The organism is Dankookia sp. P2, from assembly GCF_050632255.1.
GTDB lineage: Bacteria > Pseudomonadota > Alphaproteobacteria > Acetobacterales > Acetobacteraceae > Paracraurococcus.
This window is the reverse complement of sequence record NZ_CP192581.1, coordinates 5892195-5904104: the sequence shown is the minus strand read 5'-3', so window position 1 is coordinate 5904104 and position 11910 is coordinate 5892195. Positions and strand designations below refer to the sequence as shown.

Annotated in this window: 13 protein-coding genes and 4 pseudogenes; 1 reads left to right on the top strand and 16 read right to left on the bottom strand. The window is 72.6% G+C overall.

The window, feature by feature from the left end:
* The 14 genes and pseudogenes from ACQ86J_RS35080 to ACQ86J_RS35015 form a co-directional block, all read right to left on the bottom strand.
* The gene (locus ACQ86J_RS35080) at positions 1-291 is read right to left on the bottom strand and encodes a hypothetical protein (protein WP_431272776.1); all 291 of its coding nucleotides are present in this window, start codon (positions 289-291) and stop codon (positions 1-3) included.
* On the bottom strand, positions 288-1658 hold the full coding sequence (locus tag ACQ86J_RS35075; RefSeq protein WP_431269142.1) for a hydantoinase/oxoprolinase family protein: 1371 nt from the start codon (positions 1656-1658) through the stop codon (positions 288-290). The genes ACQ86J_RS35080 and ACQ86J_RS35075 overlap by 4 nt, the downstream gene beginning before the upstream one ends.
* A complete protein-coding gene (locus tag ACQ86J_RS35070; protein WP_431269141.1) occupies positions 1658-2371 on the bottom strand; it encodes a hydantoinase/oxoprolinase N-terminal domain-containing protein in 714 nt (237 codons plus the stop codon). The genes ACQ86J_RS35075 and ACQ86J_RS35070 overlap by 1 nt, the downstream gene beginning before the upstream one ends.
* Positions 2368-2532: a hypothetical protein gene (locus tag ACQ86J_RS35065; protein ID WP_431272775.1), complete on the bottom strand. Its 165-nt coding sequence runs from the start codon at positions 2530-2532 to the stop codon at positions 2368-2370. The genes ACQ86J_RS35070 and ACQ86J_RS35065 overlap by 4 nt, the downstream gene beginning before the upstream one ends.
* 80 nt (positions 2533-2612) lie before the next feature.
* Positions 2613-3790 (bottom strand): annotated as a pseudogene (locus ACQ86J_RS35060) (hydantoinase B/oxoprolinase family protein); the annotation flags it as partial.
* A 115-nt stretch (positions 3791-3905) separates the two neighbouring features.
* A pseudogene (locus ACQ86J_RS35055) lies at positions 3906-4055 on the bottom strand (hydantoinase B/oxoprolinase family protein); the annotation flags it as partial.
* 496 nt (positions 4056-4551) lie between these two features.
* Positions 4552-4818, bottom strand: a pseudogene (locus ACQ86J_RS35050) (alpha/beta hydrolase); the annotation flags it as partial.
* A complete protein-coding gene (locus ACQ86J_RS35045; RefSeq protein WP_431269140.1) occupies positions 4760-5200 on the bottom strand; it encodes a hypothetical protein in 441 nt (146 codons plus the stop codon). The pseudogene ACQ86J_RS35050 and the gene ACQ86J_RS35045, both read right to left, overlap by 59 nt.
* Before the next feature lie 173 nt (positions 5201-5373).
* Positions 5374-6153 carry an alpha/beta fold hydrolase gene (locus ACQ86J_RS35040; RefSeq protein ID WP_431269139.1) on the bottom strand — a complete coding sequence of 260 codons (780 nt, stop codon included), beginning with the start codon at positions 6151-6153 and terminating at the stop codon, positions 5374-5376.
* A 25-nt stretch (positions 6154-6178) separates the two neighbouring features.
* Positions 6179-6472 (bottom strand): PIN domain-containing protein, encoded by a 294-nt coding sequence (locus tag ACQ86J_RS35035; RefSeq protein WP_431269138.1) that lies wholly within the window; start codon positions 6470-6472, stop codon positions 6179-6181.
* Positions 6473-6677: 205 nt separating this feature from the next.
* Entirely contained in the window at positions 6678-6851 is a 174-nt protein-coding gene (locus tag ACQ86J_RS35030) for an antitoxin (RefSeq protein ID WP_431269137.1), read from the bottom strand.
* Positions 6852-6875: 24 nt separating this feature from the next.
* Positions 6876-8072, bottom strand: coding sequence for an amidohydrolase (locus ACQ86J_RS35025; protein ID WP_431269136.1), 1197 nt, complete (start codon positions 8070-8072; stop codon positions 6876-6878).
* A 52-nt stretch (positions 8073-8124) separates the two neighbouring features.
* Positions 8125-9221: pseudogene (gene opgC / locus ACQ86J_RS35020) on the bottom strand (OpgC domain-containing protein).
* Between the two features lie 4 nt (positions 9222-9225).
* Positions 9226-9666 carry a hypothetical protein gene (locus ACQ86J_RS35015; RefSeq protein WP_431269135.1) on the bottom strand — a complete coding sequence of 147 codons (441 nt, stop codon included), beginning with the start codon at positions 9664-9666 and terminating at the stop codon, positions 9226-9228.
* A gap of 96 nt (positions 9667-9762) precedes the next feature.
* On the opposite strand from ACQ86J_RS35015, the gene ACQ86J_RS35010 reads away from it, so the two are divergent.
* Positions 9763-10122 carry a DUF427 domain-containing protein gene (locus ACQ86J_RS35010; protein WP_431269134.1) on the top strand — a complete coding sequence of 120 codons (360 nt, stop codon included), beginning with the start codon at positions 9763-9765 and terminating at the stop codon, positions 10120-10122.
* Here the strand turns inward: ACQ86J_RS35010 and ACQ86J_RS35005 are convergent.
* Both ACQ86J_RS35005 and ACQ86J_RS35000 read right to left on the bottom strand, forming a co-directional pair.
* The gene (locus tag ACQ86J_RS35005) at positions 10086-11102 is read right to left on the bottom strand and encodes a hypothetical protein (RefSeq protein WP_431269133.1); all 1017 of its coding nucleotides are present in this window, start codon (positions 11100-11102) and stop codon (positions 10086-10088) included. The genes ACQ86J_RS35010 and ACQ86J_RS35005 overlap by 37 nt on opposite strands.
* Before the next feature lie 40 nt (positions 11103-11142).
* Entirely contained in the window at positions 11143-11886 is a 744-nt protein-coding gene (locus tag ACQ86J_RS35000; protein ID WP_431269132.1) for a sulfite exporter TauE/SafE family protein, read from the bottom strand.
* Positions 11887-11910 lie beyond the last annotated feature (24 nt).

Below are 11910 nucleotides of genomic sequence, written 5' to 3'. Positions count from 1 at the left end.
TCAGGGTGGCGGCGGCGATGTCGGCCTGGCCGGAGCGGACCAGGCGGACCAGCTCGGTGCCCGAGAGGTTGCGCTCGGCATGCGTGGAGCTTGCACCTCGATCCGCCCGCCGCTCCGCGCCGCGAGGCCTTCCTTGAGCACCGGCACGTCGACGCGGGTGTATTGCGGCTGGGTCGGCAAGGGCTGGGTGACCGCGACCACGCTGACCTTCGGCCCGGCCGGCACGGATTGCGCCGATGCCGCCGCGCTCAACGCGAAAGCGGCGACGGCGCCGAGTAGCAGGTGTTTCATGCGGAAGGCTCCCCCTCGATGTCGATGATGATGTTTCCGAAGGCATCGAGCGACGCGGTCGCGCCCGGCGGCACCAGGCAGGTGCAGTCGTATTCCTCGATGATGGCCGGCCCGGGCCTGGGCGCGGCAAGCGCGCTGCGGGCCAGCAAGGCGGTGTCGCGCCAGCCGAGCGCGCGGCCGAAATAGGCGGGGCGGGAGGGTTGGGCCGGCGCGACCGCATGCGGCGCAAGATGGTCCGGCAGGCGTGGGCGGTCCGGCAGGCCGGTGCCGACCACCTGCAGGGTGACGAACTCCACCGGCTCCTCGGTGCCGGCACGGTGGCCATAGGTGCGCTCGTGCTCGGCGCCGTAGCGTTTCTCGACCACGTCCGGCCCCTCGCCCGCCGCGAAGCCGACCTGCAACTCGAAGGACTGGCCCTGATAGCGCAGCGTCGCGGCGCGGCGGATCCGGATGCGCGCGGGCGGGAAGCCCTGCATCGTCAGCCGGTCGCGCGCCTCCGCCTCCAGCGCCGCCGCAGCGTCCTCGAGCGCTGCGGGATCGAGGCCGCGCGCGAGGCGGCGCCAGGAGCGGGACAGATGCACCTCGACATCCGAGGCCAGCAGCCCGACCGCGGAGAAGACGCCGGCGGAGGGCGGCACCACCACGCGGGTCATGCCGAGGGCGCGTGCCATGCCGGCGGCGAACAACGGCCCGTTGCCGCCGAAGGCGACGAGGGCGAAGGCGCGCGGGTCGCGGCCGCGTTCCGAGGAGACCGCCTTGATGGCGCGGATCATGTTGGAGGCGGCAATCAGATGCGCGCCATGCGCCGCATCCTCCACGCCGAGGCCAAGCGGCGCGGCAACCTTCCCGGCGATGGCAGCGCGCGAGGCCGTGGCGTCGATCGGCAGCGCGCCGCCAACCAGCGCCTGCGGGTTGAGGTAGCCGAGCACGACATTGGCGTCGGTGACGGTCGGCTGCGTGTTGCCGCGGCCATAGCAGACCGGGCCGGGAAAGGCGCCGGCGCTCTCCGGCCCGACCTGCGGCGCGCCCGCGGCATCGAGCCAGATCAATGAGCCGCCGCCGGCGCCGACCTCCGCCAGGTCGATCGCCGGGACCTTCAGCTGGTAGCCGGCACCCGAGAGCAGGCGGGAGCCGACCATGATGCCGCCGCCGACACTGTACTCGCCGGCGCGCGTCACCTCGTAATTCTCGATGACCCCGGCCTTGGCGGTGGTGCCGCCCATGTCGAAGGAGATGGCGTTGGCGAGGCCGATCCGCTTCGCCAGGGCCTGGGCGCCGATGACGCCGGCGGCCGGGCCGCTCTCCACCACATGGACAGGCAGGCGTGCGGCGTCCGCCGCCGGCATCAGCCCGCCCGAACTCTGCATCAGCAGCAGCGGCGCCCCACCCCGGCGCCGACCAGGTCGCCGGCGAGGGCGGTCAGGTAGCGGCCGAGGACCGGGCCGATATAGGCGTTGATGACGGTGGTCGAGGTGCGCTCGTACTCCTTCATCTCCGGCAGGACGTCGACGCTGAGCGAGACCGGCATACCCGGCGCGCGGGCGGCGATGATCTCGCCGAGCCGGCGTTCATGGGCGGGGTTGGCGTAGGAGTGCAGGAAGCAGACGGCGATCGCCTCGACGCCCTCGGCCAGCAGCGCATCGACGGCGGCGATGGCGCCGGCCTCGTCCAGCGGCGTCTCGACCTCGCCGCGGACATTGACCCGCTCGGCGACGCCGAGGCGGAGATGCCGCGGCACCAGCGGCGCCGGCTTCTCCCAGCGCAGGTCGTAGAGGCGCGGCATGCGCAGCGTGCGGATCTCCAGCACGTCGCGGAAGCCGGCCGTGGTGATCAGCCCGGTCCTGGCGCCCTTGTGCTCGAGGATCGCGTTGGAGGCGACGGTGGTGGCGTGCAGCACCTCCTCGACCTCGCCCGCCGCGAAGCCGGCCTCGGCGAAGAGCTCGCCCAGGCCCTCGACGATGGCGCGGCCATAGTCGCCGACGCTCGACGACACCTTCTTCATCCGCAGCGCGCCGCCCGGGCCGATGGCGACCAGGTCGGTGAAGGTGCCGCCGATATCGGCCGAGACCCGCCAGCTCATGCCGCGCGCTCCCGGGTGATGGCGGGCAAGGGCGGGCGCGGCCTGGCGCGGAGCGCTGCGGTCGCGGCTTCGTCCACGGTCCAGCCGGCGGCGATGGCGACCCCGTACTCCGCCCGCGCCGCCTCAAGCGAGACCAGGCCGTTGCGCGCATCCGCCAGCACCGCGGCGGGATCGCGCGTGAAGGGTCGCCCCAGCCGCCGCCGCCCGGCACCTCCAGCCGGAAGACGTCGCCGTATCTCAGCGTGATGCAGAACTTCGAGGGCAGCGGCTCCGTCCGCCCCTCCCGCACCAGCCAGTTCATCGAGGGCGCGCCGGCCCCGCCCCCTGCAGGCCGAAGGGCAGGAAGGCGCGGCGGTCGGCGCGGACCTGCAGCACGCCCTCGGCCTCGAGGAAACAGTACTCGCGGCAGAAGGGCGCGCCGCCGCGGTACCGGCCGGCGCCCATGGTATCGGCCAGGAATTCGTACTTCAGGATCTGGATCGGCTGCTCGGCCTCGGTCACCTCGATGCTGGGCGAGGCCATGTTGGCGAACATGTGGCTGTTGCCGTCGCAGCCATCGGCGAAGGGCCGGCCGCCCCAGGCGGAGCAGGTGAAGTCCACATAGATGAAGGGCTGCCGCGCCGGCGTGTAGCCGCCGATCGAGACGCCGATATTGCCGCCATCCCCTGCCGCGCCGACCCGGTCCGGCAGCATCTGCGCCAGGGCGCCAAACAGGCAATCCACCATGCGGAAGCCGGTCAGGCCGCGCGCGGCGCAGGCGGCCGGCAGCTCGCCATGCGCGATGGTGCCCTTCGGCGCGATCACCTCGATCGCGCGGAAATAGCCTTCGTTGTTCGGGATATTGGCCGGCAGGATGGACTTCACCGCGCAATAGGCGGCCGAGCGCGTGTAGCTGAAGGTGTTGTTGATCGCGCCCTTCACCTGCGGGCTGCTGCCGGTCCAGTCCACCAGCATGCGGTCGCCGGTCTTGGCGATGCGGACGCGGAGCGGGATGGGGCGGCCGACCTCCACCCCGTCGTCGTCGATATGGTCCTCGAACCGCCATTCCCCGTCCGGCAGGTCGCGCAGCGCGGCGCGGGTCAGGCGCTCGGCATAGTCCAGCAGCTCGTTCATGTAGAAGCGCGTGCGGTCGAGCCCGGTGCGCGCCACCAGGTCCTTGAAGGCCCGCTCGGCGATGGTGCAGGCGGCGAGCTGCGCCCGCAGGTCGCCGAAGACCTTCACGGGCACCCGCACGTTGCGCTCGATCAGCGCGTGCAGCGTGGCGTTCGGCACGCCGCGCTCGTAGAGCCGCAGCGGCGGGATGCGGAGGCCTTCCTGGTAGATCTCCGTGCTGTCCGAGGCGTTCGAGCCCGGCACCCGGCCGCCCACATCGGTGTGGTGGCAGATGGTGGCGGCGATCGCCACGCGCTCCCCGCCCACGTGGATCGGCTGGAAGAGGAAGATGTCGGGGAAGGTGCATGCCCCCCTCGAAGGGATCGTTGAGGACGAAGATGTCGCCCTCCGCCATCGAGTCGCCGTAGCGGCGCATCACCGCGGCCAGCGCCTCCGGGATGCTGCCGAGATGGCTCGGCAGGGTCAGTCCCTGGGCGACCAGCCGCCCCTCCGCGTCGCAGAAGGCGGTGCTGTAGTCCATGTTGTCCTTCAGCACGGCCGAATAGGTCGTGCGGTGGACGGTCAGCGCCATCTCGTCCGCGATGGAGAAGAGGGCGTTCTTGAACAGCTCGAACTCGATGGGGTCGAGGGATGGCATGCGCCGCGCTCCGTCCGCGGCGGCAGCTTGGCATGGCGGGAGCGGCGCGCCAGCCCCGCCGGCGGGTCCCTCGGCAGGTCCGGCGCGCGCATTGCCCGCGCCGCGGGCAGGTGCCTGCACCGGGACAAGGCGGCCAGTCCTGGTTCGGGCCTGCCGCGGCTTAATCCGCTTAATCCGGCTCAACCGGGTTGAGGCCGGCGCGGCCCTATCCGCGGGAATGCCAGGACGGCGGCCGGCCTCGCCGCATGCGGTTTAGGAATTGAGGAGTTAAAGCGCCAAAACGCGGCGTCGCGGTTTCGGACAAACCCCGGGGGCGACCTTGCATACCGGACCACGACCGCCAGGGCTCGGCAGCGGCATGGGGCTCCTCCGGGGTCGTGTGGCGGGGCCAGGATAGACCGGAGGCGCCGTGATGCTCAAGATAGTATTCCTATGGAGGTCCTGACCCGGCGCCCCGGCGGAAAGGGGCGGCGTCCTGCGCGCAAACCGTCCCCTCGGGCGGCAGGGTGCCCTCGATCAGGTACGCGCTCTCTATCTCGGCGGCGCAGCGACTCGGGTTCAGCAGCACGGTGTGGCCGTAGCCCTCAACCGTCAGCAGCCGCGCCTGGCCGAGCAGCCCGGCCATGGCGACGGCGTTCTCATAGGCCGTCGAGGGGTCGAAGGTATTGCCGATCACAAGCACCGGCGCCGGGTTGCTGTCCCAGGGGCCGGCATAGCGCTCGGCGGCGCGGGCCGGCCAGGCGGAGCAGGGCTCGTCGCCCCAGCTTCAGCACCTCCCCCACCGGGCCGCCGCGGCCGACGGCGAAGTTCGCAAGGCGGCGGAAGGCGGCGCCGCGGCGGGGGTTGGGGCTTTCGGCGCATTCCACGGCCAGGTCCTGCAGCGGGCTGGTGTAGGGATCCTCCGCCTCGGGCGCCGCCACGGGCGGGGGCGAAGCGGCGGGCGCCGCCGCCGGCGCGTCGTGCAGCGCCTGCAGCAGGCCGGCGGCGAAGGCCCAGCCGCGGAAGCCGCCGGGCCGCGGCTCCACCGTGAAGAGCACGCCCTGCATCTCCGCCAGCAGCCCGGCATAGGTGATGGACACGCCCTCGGCCGTGATGGGACCTTGGCGCAGCCGATCCAGCAGGGCCGCAGATTCCGCCCGCGTCGCTGCCGGGCTGCCGGCCGAGAAGGCGCAGGCGCCCTCCCCCGGCCCCGGCTCCGCCGCGCCGCAGAGGTCGAGGAAGCGGTCCAGCGTGCGACCGGTGGCGATGTCGTTCAGCAGCCGCAGCGCCGTGCTGAGCCCGGCCCCCGCGCGTTCCAGGCAACCGGGTCGACATTGCCGTCCAGCACCATGGCGCGGACGCCACGGGGGAAGATATTGGCATAGACCGCGCCGAGATAGGTCCCGTAGGAGACGCCGAGATAGTTGAGCTTCGCCTCGCCCACCGCCTGGCGCAGCAGGTCCAGGTCGCGCGCCGTGTCGGCGGTCGAGACATGCGCCAGCCGGGCGCCGTTGCGGGCCTCGCAGAGGCGGCCATAGGCCTCGAAGCGGGTGATCCAGGCGGCCTGTTCGGCTGACCCGACGGGGAAGCTGTCGGTCGGGATGCCGTCGAAGAAGGCGGCCTCGGCCTCGGCATTCGGGAAGCACTGGATGCCGTCGCTGTCGCCGATGCCGCGGGGGTCCCAGGAGACGAGGTCGAAGGCGGCGCGCAGCGGCGCGGGGAAGAGCGGCAGCCAGGCCGGCAGGTCCCTTGTGCCGGCGCCGCCCGGGCCGCCGGGGTTGAAGAAGAGGGTGCCGATGCGGCGGGACGGGTCCTCGGCCGGGTGGCGGACGACGGAGAGGGGTGAGGCGGCGGAGGTCGGGGTGGCGGTGGTCGAGCGGGACCTCGAAGCGGGCGCAGTCGAAGCCAGATTGGGTGGGGCTGGTGCAGGGGGTCCAGTGGAGAGTGGGGGGTGGGTTGGCAGTGGCGAGGCGGAGAGGGGCGGCGAAGAGCGCACACAGCAGGAAAGCGGCGCGGAGGCCGGCTTGGCGATGCATCGGATGGTGGCCCCCACCTTCGGTGAATCGGATTTCGTAAGGCTAACGGTCAGGCCGGGGCCTGGGAATCACATGGTTGCGGGGTCGGGCGCGAAGCCGGTTCTCCAGCGCGAGGCCGGGGACGCGCTGGAACTCCCGGAGGTTGGCGGTGACCAGGGTGGCGCCGAGCGCCAGGGCATGGGCGGCGATCAGCAGGTCGTTGGGACCGATCGGGGTGCCGGCGGCGTCCAGCGCGGTGCGTAGGGTGCCATAGGCGGCGTCGACCGGGGCTTCCAGCGGCAGGATGGGAAAATGGCCGAGGATCGTGGAGGCGCGGCGATCCGCTGCGGGCGGCACCGGGTGCGAAGCTCGGCGGCGGTGACGATGCTGAGGGCGATGGCACTCTCGCCGACGCGGGCGATGTGGGGCGGCACGCGGCCCTGGGGCTTGCGCACCAGGTCGGAGACGATGTCGGTGTCGAGCCGGTAGCGGGTCACAGCGCGACGGGGTGCAGCGGCAGGAGCGTCTCGTCCAGGTTGTGGAAGGGCTCGTCCAGCGGCGCCTAGCCGGCGAGCAGGCCGGCCTCGCGCACGGGCTCGATGATCAGGCGATCGCCCTCGCGGTGGATCAGGGCGTCCTGGCCGGGGAGTTCGAATTCCACCGGGATGCGGATGGCCTGGTTGCGGTTGTTGCGGAAGAGACGGACGCGGCGGGGTGGCGGATTGGGCTGGGCCATAGAGGCGGCCTCGGTGGCGTATGTCTACGACATATGCCGTGCCGGAGCCGAATCAAGGCAACGGTTTTCCGGATGCCATGCCACCCTGCCCCGAAACACCAACAGCCCCCGCTTCGCATGCTGCGCCACCGCCTCCGGAACGCTCTCGGCCGTGACCGACACGAAACTCGCCACCGCCCCCACCGCCACCGCCGGCACCTCCACCCCCATCGCCCGCGCCCCCGACTCCACCACCCAGCCGAACACCCGCTCCATCGCCGCATCCGTCCGCGCATCCAGCCGCCAGCCGATGATCGCCGCCCGCTCCAGCATGTCCCCGGTGCCATAGGGCCCCCAGGTATCCCGCATGTTGTCGTTGCCGAGCGCGATCGGCACTCCCGCATCGCCCAAGCGCAGCAGCGGCGGCAGCGGCGCGGCGCCGGCGCCATGGCTCACCAGCCCCACCCCCGATGTGGCCATGTCGGCCGCCGCCGCCATCAGCTTCCCCTCCGGCGCCGCCCCCAAAGCGAAGCCGTGGCTGATCCAGACCCGCCCCTGCATCCCTGCCGCCCGGGTCCGCGCGCAGATCTCGGCGATCGAGAAGAGCCCGAGCTTCCCCGCCTCGTGCAGGTGGATGTCGAGCCCGACGCCATGCCGCCCCGCCAGAGCGAAGAGCGCATCCAGCTGCCCCTTCGGGTCGCGGTCCACCTCGCAGGGGTCGAGCCCGCCGAGCACGTCGGCCCCCTGCCGCAGCGCCTCCTCCAGCAGCTCCAGCGTCCCCGGCGCCCGCATCACCCCGGCCTGCGGGAAGGCGACCGTCTGGATGTGGCATTGGTCCGCATGGGCGGCCTTCACCGCCAGCACGCCTTCCAGGTTGCGCAGGCCGAAGGCGGGGGTGATGTCCACATGGCTGCGGAAATGCACGCTCCCCGCGGCGATGCAGCGGCGCAGCATGGCGGTGGCGCGGGGCTCCACCGGGAGTGCGGGCAGCACGCGGGCATCGGTCTCGATCCGGCTCATCCGGTCGGGGCCGGCGGCGTGCGGCATCCAGGGCAGGCCGAAGAGCGACTTGTCGAGGTGGAGGTGGAAGTCGGTCAGCGCGGGCAGCAGCAGGGCGCCGCCGACATCCACCACCTCGGCATCCTCCACCGGGGCATCCAGGATGGCGGCGACGCGCTCGCCCCGGAGCAGCACGTGCATGCCCGTGCGGCCGTCGGCCAGCCGGCAATCCGTCAGCAGCATCGCAGCCCCCAGGAAGAAAGCGCCGGGGGCAAGTATCCCCCGGACCCGCCCTCTATTCTTGGGAGTCTTTCAGCGCGCGGGTCAATCGGGGCGTCCCCTCGGACAGGGAGGCGAAGGCCAGCAGGGCGAGGCAGCCGAACGCCACCAGCGCCTCCAGCCAGACCGACCAGCCGAGGAGGCGGAACAGCACGGCCAGGCCGTAGGACAGGAACAACCCGACGCAGAAGACGTGCAGGCTGTTGCGGCCAGCCGCGGCCAGGGCGCGGGACAGGGGCCGCGCAGCGCCACCTCCCGCACCCGCCAGAGGCTCACGGCGGCATAGGCAAGCGCCAGGCTGTGCAGCACCCGCGCCGGCGCCAGGTCCTGCTTCGCGGCCAGGGCGGAGAGATCGAGGATGCCCTGGTGCTCGGCCAGCTTCGCCACCACCCCGGCCGCCAGCACCAGCAGCGCGCCGCCCAGCAGCCAGCGGTTCGCGCCGATCGCGCGGCCCTGGAACAGCGCCCGCCGGCCGAACCAGGCGCCGAGGATGAACAGCAGCTGCCAGGCCAGCGGGTTGAACTCCACCTCCGTCCCGCCGAGGCCCGGCAGGTGCCAGCCCCATTCCTGCACCGCGCCGTAAAGCGCGACGGACGGCAGCAGCGCCCAGGCGCCGATGCGCCCGACCAGCCAAAGGAAGCCGGGCAGGAGCAGCATGGACCAGAGGAAGACCGGCAGGATGCCCATCTCCGTCGGCTGCCACAGCAGCGTCGCCGCCCCGGGCAGCGCCAGCCAGGGCGCCTCCAGCAACCAGGACCAGCCGAGCCGCGCCGCCTCCCCGGGCAGCGGCACCGCCATCTCCACCGCGATCACCATCGCCGCCATCGAACAGACGACGACCAGGTGCGTCGCCCAGAGCCGGCGGATGCGTGGGCCGAGGTCGCGCAGCCCGGCCCGCCAGCCGCCGCGATGCGCCTTCAGGGTGAAGACCGAGCCGAGCGCGAAGCCCGACAGGTAGACGAACTGCTCCGAGCTGTCGGAAAAACCCCAGGCCGCGGTGATCAGCCAGGCGCCGATCAGGGAGCCATGCGCGTGGGAGGCGAAGATCTGCAGCTGCAGCCAGCCGCGCAACAGGTCGAGCCGCGTGTCGCGGGGTGGCCGCTGCAGGGTCATCGCGTCATGCCGCCTTCGGTCCCAGGAAGGGAGCATAGCGCCGGAGCAGCGCCAGGGCTTCGCGCCGGTGCGCGAACAGCACGAAGGCGGCCATGACCCAGGTGAAGCAGGCCTCCTTGAACAGCTGCGCGCCGTCGTCATAGGGATCGACGCCGAGCGGCGTGAACAGGTGGAAGAAGATCGCCCCGCTCATGATCCCCAGCGCGAAGGCGGCGCCGAACACGCGGGTGCGCGGGATCAGCACCAGCAGCGCGGCGCAGATCTCCATGCTGGCGACGAAGAGCCGGAAGGGCTTCTCGGGGATGCCGCTCCAGGCGCTCAGCCGGTCGAAGACCAGGGTCGGGCCGGCGAGCTTGTACTGCTCGTACCAGAGGAATTCGTAGGCGATCCAGATCGCGGCGATCCAGGCCAGCTGCCGCAGGATGCGGTCCTTGTCGAGGGTCATCACGGTGCCTCCCCTTGCCAGGACCGTTTCGCCGCCCGGGCGCCGCTGGTTACGCGGCCCCGGCCGCCCCATCTTGCGGGGCAGGAGGACCCTCGCATGAAGCTCCCCGGCCCCGACCATCCCATCACCATCACGCCGAACCCGAAGCGGCTGCGCGTCACCTTCAACGGCCAGGTGGTGGCGGAGACATCCCGCGCCCTGACCCTGCAGGAGGCAAGCTACCCGGCCGTGCAGTACATCCCGCGCGAGGATGCCGACGCGGCGCTGCTGAAGCGCACCGAGCGCAGCACGCATTGCCCCTACAAGGGCGATGCCAGCTACTACAGCATCGAGGCCGGCGGCCGCCGCGCCGAGAATGCCATCTGGTCCTACGAGGCGCCCTTCCCGGCGATGGCCGAGATCGCCGGCCACCTCGCCTTCTACCCCGACCGCGTCGACCGCATCGAGGAGGTGTAGCCGGCGCAGGGCGGCCGTTGCGGCGGCACGCCCGCCTCGCCGACCAGCTCGAAGCGGAAGGGCTGCGCCGCCCCGGGGTCGAGCGTGACGACCACCGCCTGCACGTCCGCCTCGCCCGGCACCTGCAGCCGGGTGAGGTTGGGTGCCGCATCCAGCGGTTCGTGGTGGACGAAATAGTGGCTGTCGCCGTTCACCAGCAGCACTGGCCGGCCGAAGGCGGCGGCGGTCTGGACGATGGACTCGCGGATCGCCCGGTAGCCGCTGTCGTAGCCCTGGCCGCAGACCCGGCGGAAGAACAGGTCGGCCTGCAGCGCGATCACCGCCGCCTGCGCCTCCGGCGCGGCGGCGAAGCCCTCGGCCAGCCAGGCGCGGTTGGCGGCGTCCCGCGCCGCGAACTCCGCCAGCGCCGCCTCGCCCTGCGGCAGCGACCGCGCGCCGGGCTCGCCCGGCTCGGCCGGCCTTCCGTTGTTGCTGCCGGGCACGTGCAGCGTCAGGAACAGCACGCCGTCCCGCATCCAGCGCGCATTCTCGATGGTTGGCGCCGCCTGCCGCAGCAGCGGCATCGGCCGCCGGCCGAGGCTCCCGGGACCGGCGAAGAACCGGGCGCGCAGCAGCGCCAGCCGCTCCTGCGGGTCGTAGCGCCCGGCGCGGTCCTGCCAGCAATCCGTCCATTCGTTGTCGCCGGGCGTATAGACCAGCGGGTGGTCCGCCAGTCCCATCCAGCTGTGCGCGCGCAGCAGCTTGTCGTCGGTGCAGAGCTCGGCCCCGCCCTTGGTGTCGCCGACGAAGATGGAAAAGGCCGGCCGCGCCGCGTTGATCGCGCCCATCAGCCGGGCGACGCGGCCCTCCTCCGCGGCGCAGCGCTCCGGCGCCTCGGGCCGGCAATAGGGCATGTCGCCGAAAGCGACGAAGCGCACCGGCTCGGCCCCGGCGGAAGAGGCAAAGCCGAGCAGGCAGGCGAGCAGCGCGAGGCGGCGCATCGGGCAGGTCACTCCGGGAAGCCGCATCCCGCCTAGCACGTCACCACAGCTTCGGCACCGCCGTCGCCAGCAGCACCAGGCCCGAGACCGCCAGCAGCCCCAGCACCACCCGGCGGAAGGCCATGTCGCTGAACCGCCGGTACAGCCGCGCGCCGAGCAAAGCCGGCAGCAGCATCGCCGGCCCGGCGACGAGGCAGAGCGGCCAAGCCGCCGCCGGGAAGGTGCCGCTGGCCAGCAGGGTCGCCATGGTCAGCGCGTGCATCGCCAGGTTGAAGCCCTGGAAGACCGCCCGTTGCGCGTCCCGCCCCCAGCCGCGCAGGGTGACCCAGAGGGTCGGCGCCGGCCCGGTCAGGCCGCCAAGCCCGCCCATCACCCCGCCGACCAGCCCCGCCGCCGCATCCGCCAGCCGTCCGCCCCGTGTCACCCGGGGCAGGTCGCGCGCCAGCAGCATCGCCGGACACCAGACCACCAGCAGCAGCCCGACCGCGAGCCGGAAGACCACCGGGTCGATCCGCTGAAGCAGCACGACGCCGATCGGCACGCCGAGCACGCCACCGAGGATGAAAGGCAGCGCCCGGCGCGGCTCGAAGGCATGGCGCAGCGAGCCGATGCTCAGCAGCTGCCCGACCAGCGAGCAGAAGACGGTCAGCGGCCCGGCCAGCACGGGGTCCAGCACCCAGGCCCAGATGCTCAGCGCCACCAGGCCGAAGGCGAAGCCCGAGAGGCCCTGCACGAAGCCGCCCGCCGCGGCGCCCAGCGCCACCACGCCGATCAGGGGATCCAAGCCCGCCTCGCCTCCCGTGCCGCG